15 protein-coding genes and 2 pseudogenes are annotated in these 17,450 nt (G+C 53.7%); 12 read left to right on the top strand and 5 right to left on the bottom strand.

What is annotated here, in order from left to right; translation table 11 throughout:
• Together ABJL60_RS17480 and ABJL60_RS17485 are read right to left on the bottom strand one after the other, a co-directional pair.
• Nucleotides 1-889, bottom strand: an 889-nt coding sequence (locus tag ABJL60_RS17480; RefSeq protein ID WP_348432512.1) for an amidase family protein, incomplete at its 3' end; no start/stop codon positions are given.
• A 60-nt stretch (nt 890-949) separates the two neighbouring features.
• A complete protein-coding gene (locus ABJL60_RS17485) occupies nt 950-1,708 on the bottom strand; it encodes a helix-turn-helix transcriptional regulator (protein WP_348289567.1) in 759 nt (252 codons plus the stop codon).
• 511 nt (nt 1,709-2,219) lie between these two features.
• On the opposite strand from ABJL60_RS17485, the gene ABJL60_RS17490 reads away from it, so the two are divergent.
• Entirely contained in the window at nt 2,220-3,107 is an 888-nt protein-coding gene (locus tag ABJL60_RS17490) for a LysR substrate-binding domain-containing protein (protein WP_348432513.1), read from the top strand.
• A gap of 314 nt (nt 3,108-3,421) precedes the next feature.
• On the opposite strand, the pseudogene ABJL60_RS17495 reads toward ABJL60_RS17490, so the two are convergent.
• A pseudogene (locus tag ABJL60_RS17495) lies at nt 3,422-4,798 on the bottom strand (IS1182 family transposase).
• 736 nt (nt 4,799-5,534) lie between these two features.
• Here ABJL60_RS17495 and ABJL60_RS17500 point away from each other — a divergent pair.
• The 10 genes from ABJL60_RS17500 to ABJL60_RS17545 all read left to right on the top strand — a co-directional run bounded on the left by ABJL60_RS17500 (nt 5,535) and on the right by ABJL60_RS17545 (nt 15,477).
• Nucleotides 5,535-6,575 (top strand): MHYT domain-containing protein, encoded by a 1,041-nt coding sequence (locus tag ABJL60_RS17500; RefSeq protein WP_348432514.1) that lies wholly within the window; start codon nt 5,535-5,537, stop codon nt 6,573-6,575.
• Between the two features lie 111 nt (nt 6,576-6,686).
• Nucleotides 6,687-7,541 (top strand): xanthine dehydrogenase family protein subunit M, encoded by an 855-nt coding sequence (locus tag ABJL60_RS17505; protein ID WP_348432515.1) that lies wholly within the window; start codon nt 6,687-6,689, stop codon nt 7,539-7,541.
• 49 nt (nt 7,542-7,590) lie between these two features.
• Complete coding sequence (locus tag ABJL60_RS17510; protein ID WP_348432516.1) at nt 7,591-8,085, top strand: (2Fe-2S)-binding protein; 495 nt, start codon at nt 7,591-7,593, stop codon at nt 8,083-8,085.
• On the top strand, nt 8,082-10,508 hold the full coding sequence (locus tag ABJL60_RS17515) for an aerobic carbon-monoxide dehydrogenase large subunit (protein ID WP_348432517.1): 2,427 nt from the start codon (nt 8,082-8,084) through the stop codon (nt 10,506-10,508). Before ABJL60_RS17510 ends, ABJL60_RS17515 begins: the two co-directional genes overlap by 4 nt.
• Before the next feature lie 54 nt (nt 10,509-10,562).
• The gene (locus ABJL60_RS17520) at nt 10,563-11,438 is read left to right on the top strand and encodes a MoxR family ATPase (RefSeq protein ID WP_348432518.1); all 876 of its coding nucleotides are present in this window, start codon (nt 10,563-10,565) and stop codon (nt 11,436-11,438) included.
• Nucleotides 11,435-12,616 carry a VWA domain-containing protein gene (locus tag ABJL60_RS17525; protein ID WP_348432519.1) on the top strand — a complete coding sequence of 394 codons (1,182 nt, stop codon included), beginning with the start codon at nt 11,435-11,437 and terminating at the stop codon, nt 12,614-12,616. Before ABJL60_RS17520 ends, ABJL60_RS17525 begins: the two co-directional genes overlap by 4 nt.
• Nucleotides 12,613-13,398: an XdhC family protein gene (locus tag ABJL60_RS17530; RefSeq protein ID WP_348432520.1), complete on the top strand. Its 786-nt coding sequence runs from the start codon at nt 12,613-12,615 to the stop codon at nt 13,396-13,398. Before ABJL60_RS17525 ends, ABJL60_RS17530 begins: the two co-directional genes overlap by 4 nt.
• Nucleotides 13,391-13,999 carry a nucleotidyltransferase family protein gene (locus tag ABJL60_RS17535; RefSeq protein WP_348432521.1) on the top strand — a complete coding sequence of 203 codons (609 nt, stop codon included), beginning with the start codon at nt 13,391-13,393 and terminating at the stop codon, nt 13,997-13,999. The genes ABJL60_RS17530 and ABJL60_RS17535 overlap by 8 nt, the downstream gene beginning before the upstream one ends.
• A gap of 103 nt (nt 14,000-14,102) precedes the next feature.
• Nucleotides 14,103-14,555, top strand: coding sequence for a carbon monoxide dehydrogenase subunit G (locus tag ABJL60_RS17540; RefSeq protein ID WP_348432522.1), 453 nt, complete (start codon nt 14,103-14,105; stop codon nt 14,553-14,555).
• Entirely contained in the window at nt 14,536-15,477 is a 942-nt protein-coding gene (locus ABJL60_RS17545; protein WP_348432523.1) for an XdhC family protein, read from the top strand. The genes ABJL60_RS17540 and ABJL60_RS17545 overlap by 20 nt, the downstream gene beginning before the upstream one ends.
• A gap of 397 nt (nt 15,478-15,874) precedes the next feature.
• Here the strand turns inward: ABJL60_RS17545 and ABJL60_RS17550 are convergent, their stop codons facing one another.
• Entirely contained in the window at nt 15,875-16,306 is a 432-nt protein-coding gene (locus ABJL60_RS17550) for a DUF3010 family protein (protein WP_348432524.1), read from the bottom strand.
• Nucleotides 16,307-16,738: 432 nt separating this feature from the next.
• On the opposite strand from ABJL60_RS17550, the gene ABJL60_RS17555 reads away from it, so the two are divergent.
• The gene (locus ABJL60_RS17555; protein WP_348432525.1) at nt 16,739-17,107 is read left to right on the top strand and encodes a hypothetical protein; all 369 of its coding nucleotides are present in this window, start codon (nt 16,739-16,741) and stop codon (nt 17,105-17,107) included.
• A 192-nt stretch (nt 17,108-17,299) separates the two neighbouring features.
• On the opposite strand, the pseudogene ABJL60_RS17560 reads toward ABJL60_RS17555, so the two are convergent.
• Nucleotides 17,300-17,398 (bottom strand): annotated as a pseudogene (locus ABJL60_RS17560) (transposase); the annotation flags it as partial.
• Nucleotides 17,399-17,450: the final 52 nt, after the last annotated feature.

Here is a 17,450-nt window from a genome sequence, read left to right on the forward strand (position 1 = left end):
CAACTGGGAAACCAAAGGCATCGTTGTGCTCCCAAACGGCTTCAAAACTGACATCGACCAGCTTGGCACCGGCCTTGCCAAGAACCGACAGTTGTTTTTCGATTGCCGCCGCGACTGCTGATTCAAGATCATCAAAAAACCGATCTTTTGGAACGCCCAGCGTAACCTGAGAGAGATCAACAACCTCTGCACTCCCATGCTCGCTGCTAAGAACGTTATCCATCAACGCAATGTCACGTACAGATCGCGCAAGTGTGCCGACGGTATCGCGGGTATGGGAGATCGGCAAAACACCGTCGCTGTCATAGCGTCCAGTTGTCGGGCGAAACCCGGCAACACCGCATAAAGCGGCTGGAATACGACATGAGCCACCCGTGTCGGTTCCAAGCCCGATAGGGAATATCCCCGCCGCAACAGCAGCTGCGGTACCGCCAGATGAGCCGCCCGCGATCATCTCTGGATCAGCTGGATTACGTACTGGGCCTGTGACCGCATTATTGGAGGTGATGCCGAATGCAAGTTCGTGCATTGCCGCCTTGGCCGCGATGAAGCCCCCCGCACCTTCGATCCGATTTACGACGCCCGCGTTGAATTTGGGTGTCTGATGCAACAGCGATTTGGTTCCACCCGAGGTGGGGTATGTATTCGTATTGATGTTGTCCTTTGCAAGAACCGGAAGCCCTGCTAACGCGCCTTGGGGATTAGCACTCAGAGCTTTGGAAACAGCGGGCTCTAATGCAATCGCGCGAAAACTCTGAAGTGCATTTAGGTGGCTGTTCTGCGCTGCCTGTTCGAGCACTGATTGCGCATATTCCGCCGGGCTAACCGCCCCGCTCTTGAAAGCTTCAATCGTCGAAACACCGTCTAGTGATGATAAATTTTGTGGCACGCAAACCTCCCTGTCTCGTTAGAAACAAGGATAGAAGCGGCTGGACACCTTAGGCTATCATCACAAATGATGATTTTTTTCGGCTAGGAACAAGGCCAGCTGCGAGCGTCTGTTGAGGCCGGATTTGCGAAAAATCGAAGCGATATGTGTGCGCAAAGTTGGTTTGGAAAAGCCCAATTTCCCGCAAATCTCATCGTCGGTCTGGCCTGTAACAAGCAAATCGGCAACTTCGGCCTCGCGCACGGTAAACCCGACATCATCTCCAATCTGTGAAAACCGCAAAGAAGGGGCTTTGTCGCTATTGCTGCGCGCGCGGATCAGGGCATTCACCAGACTGGGACCGATTGCATCAACAATCTGAGCATCGCGTTGTGTGAAATCTTCGCGGTTGGCACCGCGCCAGATGCGCAAGTCTCCGATATTGTCGCCACGGTCAAATGCAAAGTAGTTCAGCCCATAGCACAACCCGTCTTGTTTAAGAAAATCGTTAAAGAACTCGGTACGGACTAAACGGTCATGTCGCATGACCTCGCTGACGGGTGTCGCTTTACGCCGCTTTTGCAAGATCGGCGTGATAGGATCGTGAAACTGGAAATAACTTTCGTAACGACGCAGATTGTCGTCGGTCATGTTGAGCTGAACACAGGACACAAATTCCTGATTGGCATCATCCCAAACATAAGAGGCAAAATGATCCGCCTTAAGGAGGTCCAGCAATTTTTGACCGACCCGCTGGCGCACTTCCAAATGGTCAAATTCACCACTCAGGTCATGCATGATCGAAAAGACTAGCTTTGATTCATCATCAGTCAGGTTCATGGGTTCGGAGCCTATGGCATTTCAAAGGTAAAGTCACAGGCGCGACAGAAATTTACAAGTTTCACACAATGCAGTTGAAAAGGGGGTTGCAAACAGCACGCGCTTCGCAGAAAGAAGCGGATGCTAAGAATCGCCTTAGATCCGTTGGAAGGCTTTGATTTTTGGGCTGTCCGTTCTATTGATGGAAGCTGCCATTCGGCCATTCGCATCCTAAGAATCAATGGCTGCTATCAGTTTCGAAGCCGTTTAAGCCTAACGATCTTCGATAAGATACGGGTCAATGGGTAGATCGGCGATTTCCCGTTTGTTCATCTTGCGAATATCGGGATGCGAAAGCGGGTCGCGCCTCCAGCGGTCTTCGTGGTGATCGACGTGAACCTGAATTACCCTGATGAGACGCCAAATAACCTTCAGTAAATTGGTAGATTTGATGTATAGCATTTCTAAAGTAGAACGCAGAGTAAGCTAAATTTGTATCGAAAAATTGTCGATAGAAGTGTAGAAAAACTATATGAAAAAGCTCTACGGAATTCATCTAAACGGGCTCAGGGCTATCGAGGTACTGGGACGCTGCGGAAGTCTGCGCGACGCGGCTCAGGAACTAGGCGTTACGTCTGGAGCGGTGAGCCAGCAGATTATCAAGGCAGAGGCGCAGCTAGACTGCCGGTTGTTTGAGCGGAATCCAAAGGGGATGGTGCCGACCAAAATCGGGCAACAGGTCGCTGAGCAGCTAACGCAGGGCTTTCTTTCTTTGGCACACGGTGTCGCTCTTGCAACGGAGAAGAGGCCTGACGCGATCACCATTGCCGTACCTCCCATATTTGTCGGAAAGTGGCTGGTTTGGCGGTTGGACCGCTTCAATCAGGCTCATCCAGAGGTCAAAGTACGAATCGACGCATCGGTCGATCTTGTGGACCCGCGCATGGGCGAGGCCGATGCCTGTATTCGCGTCGGCTATGGAGATTGGTCCGGCGTTTTGGCAGATGAGCTATTCCCTCAACGGGTCTTTCCGGTATGTGCGCCACACCTAGCCCAAAGAATAAATGGTCCAGAGGATCTGCGGCAGGTTCCGATTGTCCGGGACACGAACACAATGTTCGGATGGGATGTATGGTTGAAGCCAAACGAGATGACAGAAGAATGTCTCGGGACTGGCCCAGAATACTCCGACGCGGCGTTGTGCCTGGACGCAGCAATCGCAGGTCAGGGTATCTTTCTAGCTTGGGAAACGCTTGCACAAGACGCGTTGGCCATGAACCAATTGGTCGCCCCATTCCCGGGTCGCTTTCGCACCGGAATCTCCTATTGGTTTGTCGAGCCTGAAGACTGGCGCAGATCCACACCGGTTGCCGCCTTCCGAAGCTGGTTGGTGGATGAGCTCGCGGGCGGGCGCAAATGACCCTCCTGCGCTCAATCGCCGTGACCGGCAGCGCAGGTCGCGTAGGCTCTGGAATTTGCAGCCTCGCAAGAAGACAAGGGCTGCGTGTTGTCGGGCTGGACAAACGTCCAGATAGACCGTATTTACGAAAGCTCCTCTGCTCAACGACGTTGGCATTGGCAACCGATGGACAACATACAGGCCGCGACCAAAATCTACCATGACTAGCTAGACCGAACGTTCCTGCAACCTGCAGAATCGGTCGAGTTGGACTCATTCCTGCCGTTCTCCGCTTCGCGGCATCATAGGGAGATCCGACAACGTTGCATCGTCATTCACGGCCCTAAGCTGCCTTTCGCGAGCTGGACCGACGTTGCGGTGCGGCTTCCCCGAAGCAGACATTGATCGGTCGCGCAGCATTGTGATGGAACCGATGACTACAATGCGGACTTTCCCGACTTTCACCGCGGCTGAGCGAATAGCATTTCGACTTTCTTTCGCAGCCGCATCGAGATCACATACTGCTTGGTCTTGGCAATATCACGGGCAACCTGTCGGGCATCTTCATGTTCTTCGCGGGTGATCTTGCGTGCATCTGCTTTGGGGCAGCATTTCATTTTGGACGGACAAGCCTGACAGGTGTGTTTCAAAGCCTGATACTTGGCGACGCCCTTGCCTGTGGGTTTACGGTGCGGATCAGAATAATTGCGCCGGAATTGCTTGAGGGGTTCACCTTCGGGGCAGATGTACTGGTTGTTCTCAGCGTCCCATTCAAAGTCGGTGCGGGACCATGTGCCATCCGTGCGGACCGCTTTATCAAGCACGGGAATATGGGGTTTGATGTCACGGCCAACAAGCCACCCGAGCATTGGGCCTGACCCATATGCAGCGTCTGCGATAAGCCGTTCAGGATCTATACCATGCAGATCCTTGATCCGGTCCAACATGGTGCACACCGAACCAACTTCGGCCTGCCGGATTGATCTTGTGCCTTCGACATCCACAATGACGCTGTGGTCGGTGTCGATCAGATAGTTGGTAGAATAACTAAAGAACGCAGGGCCTTTCCGGGCGGCCGTCCATTGGCTTGCAGGATCGGAATGGGACGTAAACTTGGGCTTAACCTCTGATGCAGCACCAAACGCCGCATCGTCCAAAACGTCCAGATATTCCTTCACCGCACGTGGGGCGTCTGTTGGATCAATGGCTTTGTGGTCCCAATCTTCCTTCGGTGTGGAGTTTTGTTTGTTCGCGTCAGCTTCGATCAAGCTGGCATCAGCGGCCAAGCGTTGACCGCTCACCAACCCGTCTGCGATGCAACGCGCAACGGTCTTCTCGAAGAGATGGCGCAGCAACGCGCTTTCGCGGAAACGCCCGTGGCGGTTCTTTGAGAAGGTCGAATGGTTTGGGATTGGGTCGGACAGATCAAGGCGGCAGAACCAGTGATAGGCGAGGTTCAGGTGCACCTCTTCGCACAGCCGCCGTTCGGATCTGATGCCAAAGCAATACCCCACCAAAAGCATCCGGATCAACAGCTCAGGATCAATCGAAGGGCGGCCCGTGTGGCTGTAAAACTCAGCCAGATATTGGCGGATGTCGCTCAGATCGACAAACCGATCAATCGAACGAAATAGGTAATCCTGTGGAACATGGTCTTCCAGAGAGAACTCATAAAACAACGCGCCTTGCGCTTCCTGCTTCGGTCCCATCATCGCCAATCCCCCCAGTCTATAGAGAAATTGAATCAGCCAACGGGCATCAAATCAACAAGAGTTTTTCAACAAAATTAGCCCTTGTTGAGGGTTCTTGCGGTGCGGCACGCATCGAGGACCCCTGCCCTAGCACCTAAAAACAGCCCAACATTTCGCACCGGAAATATGCACCAGCCAATTCAGCTTGGTTCCATGGCTCTGCCGAGTTGTTGCAAATGTCATGCATTTCCTTACAAAAATCCCGAACCAGCCGTTCGAGCAACCCGCAGCGAAGGTGTCGAAAGAGCCCAACCTGTGAATTCAATTTTCTCGCTGCTTGCCCTCGCGGCGTCAGAAATGCCGCACGAGCGAGAAAGCTGTTGTCGCAGAGCAGCAAGAAAACCGGTTATTCATGCAAACTGCAGGAAAAACGACACGCTCAAGGATCAAGCCGCGGACTTTGGCTTCGTTCCTCCTTAGCCGTCCCTCTCATTAATCCCTGGCTGGCAAACCTAAGGTCAGCAATAGATAGCCTCTCTGGATAGAAACGCTCTGGATATTGTTAGATGAACAGGGAGAAAGTCGATCTACTGGCTGAACGACGAGCATGTGAAGCACGCATTTGCCAACAATCCACTTTTCGTCCAGTTTAGCCGTTATGGAATTTCTCGAGTCAGATCATAACAATTTTCTAGTCGTAATGTCATGTCTTGTGGCTCTAGTTGCAGGCTTCACGGGGCTGTCTCTGACACGGAACTTGTCTGACAAAACAGTTGCGCAAAAAACGCTGTCAATTGCGCTTGCTTCCGTTGCGCTCGGTGGTGGAATTTGGTCGATGCACTTCGTTGCAATGCTCGGTCTTCAACTGCCCGTCTTGTTCTACTATGACGCCGCAATCACCCTTATGTCTGCATTGACGGCAATTTTGATTGTCGGGGCGGCGCTGATATTGCTGCATTTTACCAAGCGGACGCCCGCAGTGATTGCGGCGGCTGGAGCGCTTGTGGGTGTAGGAATCCTTGTCATGCACTACATTGGCATGGCAGGGCTAGAGCTTTGCCGCGCAATCTATACGCCGATTGGAATTCTCACCTCGTCAGGGGTTGCTATCCTCCTGTGTGTCATCGCGTTTTGGATGACGTACTACCACCGCACGAATAAGAACATTTTCCTCGGGACGATTTGCTTTGGTGTTGCGGTTTGTTCAGTCCACTTTCTTGCGATGACTGGTACAAATTTTGTGGCAGATCCGCAGGGTGCTGAATTTGGCCCTCGCATGAGCAACGAAGTGCTTGCGCTTGGTGTTATCCTTTCCAGTTTCGTAATTTTCGGTACCTTTTTGTGGGTTGGCATCACCTACCTCATTCCTTCGAGCACTGAGGGCACGCTACGGCCTTCAAAGGCCAATCCCTCTGTTGAACCTCCTCAAACACCATCCCTGACAGGCTTGAAAATTCCGTGTGAACGCGATGGGGGTACGGTTTTCGTCTCACCCAGTGAAGTGATGCTGTTGCGGGCGGACGGGCGTTATACGCAAATCTACACACGTGATGATCAGTTGTTTTGTGTTTGGCCAATCACCGAGGCCACGAAAAGGTTGCTGCCCGAGGGTTTCCTTCAGACGCATCGCAGCTACTTGGTGAATCCGAAGGCAGTCGCACGGTTTGAGCGGGACAAAGACAAAGGTCGTTGCATCTTTGACATTGATGATGTGCCGTCGGTTCCTGTCAGCCGCTCAAAGCTTAAGGAAATCCAGGATGCGCTGTTGGTGTCAAGTGGCGCAGTTCGTGCAAGCTGAGGCGCATTTCGTGTCATTACCCTGTTTTTCATACCTTTTCTGATGCCCTAGCATACGTTTGTATGCAGTCCTCCCGACAGCTAGACCATTTGTTCTGAGGGAGGGCAGCCGATGATACCAGCGGCATTTGAATACTATAGACCACAAGATATGGCCGGAGTTCTCGCCATTTTAGATGAACACGGTGACGATGCGCGCGTCATGGCGGGGGGGCACAGCCTGATCCCGATGATGAAATTGCGCATGGCAGAGGTACCTCACTTGATCGACCTGCAAGACGTCGGCGGCATGTCCGGCATTGAAGTCGGACGTGACAGCATCCGCATCGGCGCGCTGGTCACACAGGCCGACGTCATCGACGACGCGGCATTGACTACCGCCGCACCGATCCTTCGCGAGGCAGCTTTGCAAATCGCTGATCCGCAGGTGCGCTATATGGGCACCATCGGTGGCAACGTCGCCAACGGAGATCCGGGCAATGACATGCCGGGTCTCATGCAATGTCTTGACGCTGTGTTCCATTTGGTTGGTATCAATGGTGAACGCGATGTGCCTGCACGTGAGTTTTATGAAGCGGCCTATATGACCGCGCGCGAAGACGACGAAGTATTGACGGGCGTCACCATCCCAATGCCAAAGGGCGGTCACGCCTATGAAAAGCAAAAGCGCAAGATTGGCGACTACGCTACGGCCGCTGCCGCTGTTCAGATCACCAAGGGTGATGGCACTTGCACCGCTGTATCTATCGCAATGACCAACCTCAGCGATACGCCGGTTTATTCCGAAGCTGCTGGCGCTGCCCTGGTAGGTACAACCGTCGATGATGCTGCGCTTAAGGCAGCCATGGCCGCAATGCTGGGTGACATTGACCCATCCGAGGACAATCGTGGCCCAGTCGCCTTCAAAAACCATGTTGCTGGCGTCATTTTGCGGCGCGCCATCGAACGCGCTTGGTCGCGTGCTTAAGGGACACGCCCTCAAGTAGCGAAGCGGTAGGGCAAAAGGGAAAAATTACATGTCTAACAAAAAACACGTCACACTTCACGTGAATGGCAAGACCGAGGAATTCCTCGCTGAGCCACGCGAATTGCTGATCTACACACTGCGTGAGCGGTTAAACATCACAGGGCCCCATATCGGTTGCGAGACATCTCACTGCGGTGCTTGCACAGTGACGATTGACGGCAAATCAGTGAAATCCTGCACAATGTTCGCTGTTCAGGCCGAAGGTGCCGAGATTACAACCATCGAAGGCATCGGCGGCCCCGATGATCTGCACCCGCTGCAAGAGGCGTTCAAAGAACACCACGGGCTTCAGTGCGGTTATTGCACACCGGGAATGATCACGCGCGCCAAGAAGCTGCTGGAAGAAAACCCGACCCCAACCGAAGAAGAAATCCGGTTTGGTATGGCAGGGAACATCTGCCGCTGCACGGGTTACCAGAACATTGTGAAATCCATTCAGGCTGCGGCCACTGAGATGAATGCAGCCAAGGAGGCAGCAGAATGAAGGACGAAATTAGCCGCGAGAAACGCGTTGATAACCTTAAAGGCATGGGCTGTTCGCGCAAGCGGGTAGAAGACGCACGCTTCACACAAGGCAAAGGCAACTACGTTGATGACGTAAAACTGGACGGTATGCTTTTTGGTGACTTCGTCCGCTCTCCCTACGCCCACGCACGGATCAAAAGCATCAACACCGAGGCCGCGTTGGCTGTACCGGGCGTTATGGCTGTTTTGACCGCTGCTGATCTTGAACCGCTTGGTTTGCATTGGATGCCAACCCTTGCTGGCGACAAACAGATGGTGCTGGCAGACGGCAAGGTGCTGTTTCAAGGTCAAGAGGTCGCCTACGTCGTGGCTGAAGACCGCTATGCCGCCGCCGACGGAATCGAATTGGTCGAGGTGGAGTACGAAGAACTGCCTGTCATCGTGGACCCATTCAAATCCCTGCAATCTGATGTGGTTCTGCGTGAGGACTTGGTGGCCGAAGACGGTTCCATCCCGGATGGTGCGCATGGACCGCGTAAGCACCACAATCACATCTTTACCTGGGAAGCAGGCGACAAAGCCCCGACACAAGAGGTGATCGACAACGCCGAAGTCGTGGCCGAAGAATCCATGTACTATCACCGCACGCACCCGTGCCCGTTGGAAACATGCGGGTGCGTCGCGTCCATGGATAAGGTCAACGGTAAACTGACGCTGTGGGGCACGTTCCAAGCGCCACACGCGATCCGCACCATTGTGTCGCTGATCTCTGGAATTGAAGAGCACAACATCCGCGTGATCTCGCCGGACATCGGCGGCGGATTTGGCAACAAGGTTGGCGCGTATCCTGGCTATGTTTGCTCGGTCGTGGCCTCCATCGTGACGGGCAAACCTGTCAAGTGGATCGAAGACCGCATGGACAATCTGATGACCACCGCATTTGCGCGTGACTATTGGATGACCGGAAAAATTGCGGCGACGCCTGAGGGCAAAATCACGGGCCTGCAATGCCATGTGACAGCCGACCACGGTGGCTTTGACGCTTGTGCCGACCCGACAAAATTCCCAGCTGGTTTCATGAACATCTGCACCGGGTCCTACGACATCCCAACTGCCCACCTCGAAGTTGATGGTGTCTACACCAACAAGGCTCCGGGCGGCGTTTCGTATCGTTGCTCGTTCCGTGTGACCGAGGCTGTCTACTTCATCGAACGCATGATCGAAGTGCTTGCGATCAAGCTGAACATGGACGCGGCAGAGCTGCGCAGGATCAATTTTATCAAGAAAGAACAATTCCCTTACAAGGCCGCCCTTGGCTGGGAATATGACAGCGGCGACTACCATACCGCATGGGACAAGGCGCTGAAAACCGTCGATTATGACGGGTTACGTGCCGAACAGGCGCAACGGGTCGAAGACTTCAAGGCAGGCAAAACCCGTAAACTGATGGGTATCGGACTGTCGTTCTTTACCGAAATCGTCGGCGCGGGTCCTGTGAAAAACTGCGACATCCTTGGGATGGGTATGTTCGACAGCTGTGAAATCCGCATCCACCCTACAGGGTCTGCGATTGCGCGGCTTGGCACAATTTCCCAAGGTCAGGGACACGCGACAACGTTTGCGCAAATCCTTGCCACTGAAATTGGCCTGTCGGCCGATAGCATCACGATTGAGGAAGGCGACACAGACACGGCACCGTACGGTCTTGGTACTTATGGGTCCCGGTCTACACCGGTTGCGGGTGCTGCTGCAGCGATGGTCGGACGTAAAATCCGCGCCAAGGCACAGATGATTGCGGCTTATCTGCTTGAGGTTCACGACAACGACGTGGAATTCGACGTGGATCGTTTTGTGGTGAAAGGCGCACCTGAGAAGTTCAAGACAATGAAGGAAATCGCCTTCGCGTCCTACAATCAGGCGATCCCAGGGCTTGAGCCGGGTCTGGAAGCGGTCAGCTATTATGATCCGCCCAACATGACCTACCCGTTTGGTGCTTATGTTTGTGTCATGGATATTGACGTCGACACAGGTGTTCCGGAAATCCGCCGCTTCTATGCGCTGGATGATTGCGGCACTCGGATCAATCCGATGATCATCGAAGGCCAAGTGCATGGCGGTCTGACCGAAGCGCTTGCCGTTGCCTTGGGTCAAGAGATTGCCTACGACGACATGGGCAACTGTAAAACCGGTACGCTGATGGACTTCTTCCTGCCAACGGCATGGGAGGTTCCCAACTACGAGACCGACTTTACCGTTACGCCTTCCCCACACCATCCCATCGGTGCGAAGGGTGTCGGTGAAAGCCCGCATGTGGGTGGCGTGCCGTGTTTCTCAAATGCTGTGCAGGATGCGTTCCGGCCCTTTGGTAACACGCATACCAACATGCCGCACGACCATTGGCGCATTTGGCAGACCGCACAGAAACTCGGTCTGCACGACTAAAACGAAACTGCGGGCACCCTTTAACAAGGGTGCCTGACAGATGGGAAAACACCAATGACTTGGACTACTCTACAAACCGCGCTGGCCGCGGATGGATATGTTGCATCCGACGATCTGTCGGTGGCTTTGCATCTGTCGCTCATCTTGGGGCGCCCATTGATGCTTGAAGGAGCAGCTGGCGTTGGCAAGACCCAAATCGCCAGCAGCCTTGCCGAACTGCGCGACACAAAACTGATCCGTCTACAGTGTTACGAAGGCTTGGATGCCGCCCAAGCGATTTATGAATGGAATTACCAACGCCAGCTTTTGACCATTCGTGCTGCCGCAGAAAATGGTGAAACAGGTGCGGCGGTTGAGGCGCGTATCTTCTCGCGGGATTTTTTGCTGGAGCGACCCTTGCTCGCCGCGATCACCCAAGACGTGGCCCCAGTGCTGCTGATCGATGAGATTGACCGCGCCGACGAAGAATTTGAAGCATACCTACTCGAAATTCTCTCTGAGTTTCAGATCACAATTCCGGAGCTTGGCACAGTCGAAGCGACGACCCGCCCTATCGTTATCCTCACCTCCAACGGCACCCGCGACCTGTCCGATGCATTGCGCCGCCGTTGTTTGTATTCCTACGTTGAATATCCTGACCGCCACACGGAACTTGCAATCCTAAAGGCCCGCTGCCCCGAGATTGAGGCGCATCTTGGTGCGCAGATCGTGGGTTTTGTTCAAAAACTACGCGAAGAAGACCTTGAGAAAGTGCCGGGTATCGCAGAAACGCTCGATTTTGCGGCGGCACTTATGGGCCTTGGTATTGCTGATCTGACAAACGACCCAGCCGCTTTGCAACATACGCTCAGCACATTGCTTAAAACGCAAAGCGACCGCGCCAACGTCACCGTTGAGGTCGCAGGCCGTATTGCAGGGCGCGCTGCATGACACGCGTAACCAAATTTGCCGCGCGTGATCCCGGCCCTGCGGCGCGCGTCGCGGGGTTCATGGCGCATTTGCGTGAGAACGGCATGCGGCTTGGGGTTTCGGAAGCCGATCTCGCGCTGGCGGCGCTGGCAGAGGTCGATGCGGCATGGCCCGAACAATCCCGTCAAGCTCTGCGCGCCATCTGTACTGGGTGCAAAGAGGAGGTTGAGCAGTTTGATAGGCTGTTCGACAGCTATTGGATGGACATGGGGCGGGTGAAACAAAAAATTGTGCAAACGCCGCCCAACCCAAACCAAGACGACGTTCATTCGTCGCGCGAAGCAAAAGGTGAAGACGCAGGTGGGGCCGGATCAGCGAATGCGCCAGATGGGGGACAGGGCGAAGCGGAAAGCGATGGCGAGGGGCGTTTGATCGCGACCCAAATCAGCAACCTGATGCGCAAAGACCTACGTGATCTGGTGCGCCCCGAAGACATCGCAGAGGCCGAAATTGTCGCCCGACGGCTTGGTGCGGCGTTGCGCGACAGACGATCTCGGCGCCGGATCGCTGCGCGCAAAGGGGATCGGCTTCATTTCCGGAAAACCATCCGCGCCAGCCTTGCCACAGGGGGCGAACCACTGCAGCTTTTACGAAAAAACCGCCCCGACCGCCCCCGCAAGATTGTGGCGCTGTGCGATGTTTCCGGGTCGATGACCGTCTATGCGCAGGTGTTCCTTGCGTTTCTATCCGGTCTCATGCGCAACGATCCTACGGCGGACGCCTACCTGTTTCACACGCGCCTTGTGCGGATCACCGAGGCATTGCGCGACAAGGATACCATGCGCGCCATTGGTCGGATGTCGCTGATGGCGGATGGTTTTGGCGGGGGATCAGAAATTGGACCCTCTATCGGGCGCTTTGCCAAGACGTATGCCAAACGGTTTGTTGATGGGCGCAGTGTCGTGCTGATTTTATCAGATGGCTATGACACCGCCGCGCCCGAGGTCATGGATCAAGCGTTGAGCGATCTGAAAAAGCGGGGCTGCAAAATCATTTGGCTGAACCCTTTGAAAGGGTGGAGAGACTATGCCCCCGTAACCTCAGGGATGGCCGCAGCACTGCCGCACCTCGATCTGTTCAAGGCCGCAAATACAATGGCTGATCTCGCCAGCCTTGAACGCGAGGTCACATCGTTATGAGCCCTGCCGAAATCTTATCTCAAAACCTTGCAGATGCAGCGCAAACGTTACGCCAGCGCGACGAACCTTTCGCCTTTGCAACAATCGTGCGCACAGCGGGTGCGACAGCTGCCAAGCCCGGTGCCAAAGCATTGCTGAGTGCGGACGGTTCGATTTTGCGTGGTTGGTTAGGCGGCGGTTGCACGCGCGGGGCAGTCAAGAAAGCTGCGATTTCGGTTTTGGCAAGTGGGCAACCCCAACTGGTCTCTGTCGCGCCCGAAGAACTGTTGGCCGAAAAAGGCGTCAGCGCAGGCGACGAAATAGACGGCACAAAATTTGCCCGCAACGGATGCCCGTCCAAAGGCAGCGTCGACATCTTTATCGAACCCTGTTTGCCCTTGCCTCAATTGGTTGTCTTAGGGGGGTCACCTGTCGCCCAAGCGTTGGTGTCACTGGCCCCACAATTTGATTGGTCGGTGACCGAAACAGCACCAAGCCCGGCTCAGGACAACGCGCCGAAGCGTGTCATCGTGATAGCCACCCAAGGACAAGGCGACGTTGACGCGTTGGCGGCGGCGCTGGCCGTGCCGTCGATCCATACAGCTTTTGTTGGCAGCGGGCGCAAGTTTGCCAGCCTTGCCAATAAACTGGCGGCCAAGGGGATTGAGCAAGCCCGCATCGACGCGGTCAAAGCACCCGCGGGACTGGATATCGGGGCCATCACGCCCGAAGAAATCGCGCTGTCGATCCTTGCCGATCTTGTGCAGGTGCGGCGTGTGCAGGTTCAAACCTCCCATGATTGAAGCTGTCGCGATCATCCTTGCAGCAGGTCTGTCGCGCCGAATGGGTGCGCAGAACAAACTGCTGCTCCCCATCGGTGAAACGCCGATGATCCGGAATGTGGTGATGCAATACCGGGCGGCCATTGACGGGCCGATCACGGTGGTCACAGGGCATGATCAAGCAACGGTTGCGGCAAAGGTGCAGGATATAGCCAACATTAATTGCGTCTTTAATCCTGACTATGAGACCGGGCAGCAAACCTCTGTTGGGGTTGGATTGCTAAACACACCGCTGGCCGATGTGACCCTGATCGGACTTGGTGATCAACCGTTGCTGAGGTCTACGGATATCGTTGCACTTTTAGATGCGCACCGATCTGAGGGTCCTGGAAAAATTTCTATCCCTGCGCAGGGTGATACGCGCGGGAATCCCATCGTTGTGCCGCGCGATCTGCGCCCACACCTCACCGCTGACCCAAACAAACCGGGATGTATGCGCTTTACCCGCGATAACCCCGATCTTGTGCAACGTCATACCCTGCAAGCAGCCGGATTTTACACGGATATCGATACCCCGGACGCATATGCGCTTTTTTGCAAAGAAAGAAACCTAGCCAGATGAAAGCGCTCATTAGAAAAATACGCCGCATCCGAAAAAAGCTCGCTCTTACACCGGAGCAAGCCGACCAAATCAGATTCCCCTGTTGTTAGAAAAGGACACCCAAATGGAACTCTCCGACGAAATCATCATCAACGCACCCAAAGACAAGGTATACGCGGCCCTGAATGACCCTGAAATTTTGCAGCAGTGCATTCCCGGCTGTGAAGAATTGATCAAGCATTCCGACACCGAACTGGAAGCGAAAGTTGTCTTAAAGGTCGGTCCCGTCAAAGCGCGTTTTACTGGTGACGTGCAGCTTGATACCGCAGGCGCACCCGACGCATTTTCCTTGACCGGGCAAGGCAATGGCGGTGCTGCAGGCCATGCAAAAGGCGGTGCTGACGTGACGCTAACCGCTGATGGGGACCAAACAATCCTAAAATACGAAGCAAAGGCGGATATTGGAGGCAAACTTGCACAGCTTGGCAGCCGTCTGATCCAAAGCACAGCAAAAAAACTGGCAGCCAAGTTTTTTAAGTCCTTTGCAGATGTGATGGATGAAGAAACCGTTGTCTGATTCAATATCGCTTGCTGAACATCCGAGCGACATCGTGGCTCATGCGGCCAAGATGATAGCGTCCGGCAAGCGGTTTGCGTTGATCACATCTGTTGCAATTGCGGGAGGCGCGGCCCGAGAGGTCGGGTCTCTTGCTGTTTTAGATCAAGATGGTGAGATGACGGGTTACTTGTCGAACGGATGCATCGACAAAGATATTCAGCTGCACGCAGTTGAGGCTTTGCGCACGGGCGAAAAAATACTGATCCGTTACGGCGATGGGTCGCAATTTGTCGATCTGAAGTTGCCGTGCGGTGGATCGCTCTCTGTTTTGATCGACCCCGCTCCAGATCGCGCAGCATTGTCAAAGCTACATGAGAATTTTCGTAAGCGAGAGTCTGGTAGTTTAAAATTTACACTCCCGGATCATGACCCTGAGCTACCAATAGAATTCACTTATCGCCCTCAATACCGGTTGGTTATTGCTGGACGCGGGGCGATATTCAGAGCAATGGCGCAAGTCGGACGATCCGTTGGTTTTGGAATTTTCTGTTTGTCCCAGGATGAGGATGACTTGAGCGCCGTAGGCCCGATTTGTGACGCGGCTCCAATACACTTGATGTCTTCCCAGCAAGATATAAATCTGGACATCATTGATCGACATTCAGCTTTTTTGACGCTTTTTCATGACCACGATTGGGAACCCGGATTACTGCATGCAGCTTTGCAAACACGGGCCCAATTTATTGGGTGCCTAGGCAGCGGCCGGACCCATGACATGCGTATCGAACACCTGAAAGAGATGGCAGTCAGTCAAGAACAATTGGCGAGGCTCAAGGGCCCAATCGGTCTCGTCCCGTCCTTACGTGATGCGCCCCTAATTGCGATCTCGACTCTTGCAGAGATCATTTCCGGTTTGGAACCAAGCATATCAATGGTTTAGGCCTCTACTATAGAACCAAAACAATGAAAAAGAGCTACTTGTCTGCTATCGGACCCTATTGAAACGTCGTCAATTTTACAAATTGAGGAATTTCGGTTTGGGCAAAAGCTGCACTTTCAAGTTGTGCGTTGGTTTGCGCCGCAATGAAAGGACGGTTCAGGTGCAAGTGTTACCATTGGGTAAGAATGACCGCTTCCACCACGTGAGCCGCATCGGAACCAGAACCTTGCTGCAAATGCAAGGCAATGCTGCGTCAGCGAAGGTAAGAAATCGAATGGCGGCAAAGTCCGCGTTGTGTCAGTTCAGGCAGAGCGCAGCGAATGTCCAAAAACCGATACCGGTGTTCGTACAGTTTGCGTCTACATAGGATTGGCATGGCTAGATCTCAGTATCTCGGCTATGCTAAAAATCCCGGCTTCGTCAGAGCATAAGCTCCGGAAAGAAATGCGTTCTTCAAATAAACGGGCAGCTTCTCGGGATATTCATCAAGGTCTTTCTTAGCAAAGTGAGAGAGTGCGACCGGACTAACGAACTTGGTTTTGCTTCCTTCGACGAGTTGGATCAAGGTTTCAATTTTGAAGGAAACCGCCCCGCCTGCCATACGGCCTTTCTTGGCACGAGTTTTAATCACGAATACATCAATCTCGTGATCTCGGGAAAACTGTTGAAGATCTGCCAATACTGATCGTAGATCGGCCTCGGACGTGTCATCCTCCAGCACTACCCGTGTCGTCTTCAGGCGCAGCATTTCCACACCACCTTCATCATCATGGTAGGCAACGGCAAGCCGAACTTCACTCGCCGATATTTCACATCCACAAACTCTCATGTGTCACGCCTCCTTTTGAAAACTTGTCATTACCACATTGCTGATCTGAAAAATTCAAACCTTCGCTGCACTTTGAAAGAACACCGTAGCCAGCGGCACAATGGCCGTCCTGCCTAATTGAAGCTGCACCAACAAAAGATCAGCGTAGTTACGATAACAGGCAATTATCCTCGCAATCAGCCAACACCAGCGACGACCGAGACTCGCTTCCTTCGATCAAGAAATGTGGAATTTGGGCAACCACGATCATCAGAATCCAAACATAGATGCTCTGGTTTCACTTGGAAATCTGACAACTTGGTGGTTAATGCTGTCTGAGAAACAGCAACATTGGGCGTTATACTACCTGCTCAGTGGCAATATTATAGCTACGACCAGACGATGGGCCACTTAGAGAACCACTGTCTAGAGTAGAACGGGAAGAGGTTTGGTGTGAGCAGCATCCAAGACAACGAAGCGCCAAATGTGGTTACTGAGACGCGATTTCGCATACTGATGCAGAGTGGCTACCTCGCAGAAGTTCTTTGTCAGTCTGCTGCCTACAACAAGAGCGCGGTATGGTACGGCAAGTGGGTAATCCGGATCATCGATGAGGACAGAACATTTATGAAGCTTTTGGTCCCAGCACGGTCGATGTCAGACAAACATGATGAAATCAGAATTCGCGAGTTTAAGACGGCGAACGGTCTGATCTCCTTCCTTGCCAGCATGGGGTGCACACATGCCAATGTACCGCTTCAAGAAGGCGGGGTTTCAACACACGCATTGCCTGTTGAGCTTCTGGCCAAGGATGAGGGCTGACAAGGCTTTGAGATTTTAATCCCAGGCTCTCAATAGTTGACCTGTTCAAAACCGTAGTACCCCTCATAGTCACGCCATTCGACAAAGACGGAGCGATGCCAGATCGACGGGCAGTTCAACCCCCAACGCTCCGTTCCGACATGTGCAACCGGCAAGTCAGCGATACCTGCACGGCTCCAACGGTAGTCACCTTACCCCGACCCCCAGATCGTTAGCCACCTGCTTGCGCGTAAGCCCACTTGTCAGCGCGATACGCACCGCATCTTGCCGGAATTCGTCCGTCCGTTTCAGTCCCCTCTCGGGATCATGCTTCGCATAACCCTGCCGGGCGGGGCATAGTTCA

Source organism: Ascidiaceihabitans sp., assembly GCF_039986515.1.
In the GTDB taxonomy this organism is placed as follows: domain Bacteria; phylum Pseudomonadota; class Alphaproteobacteria; order Rhodobacterales; family Rhodobacteraceae; genus Ascidiaceihabitans.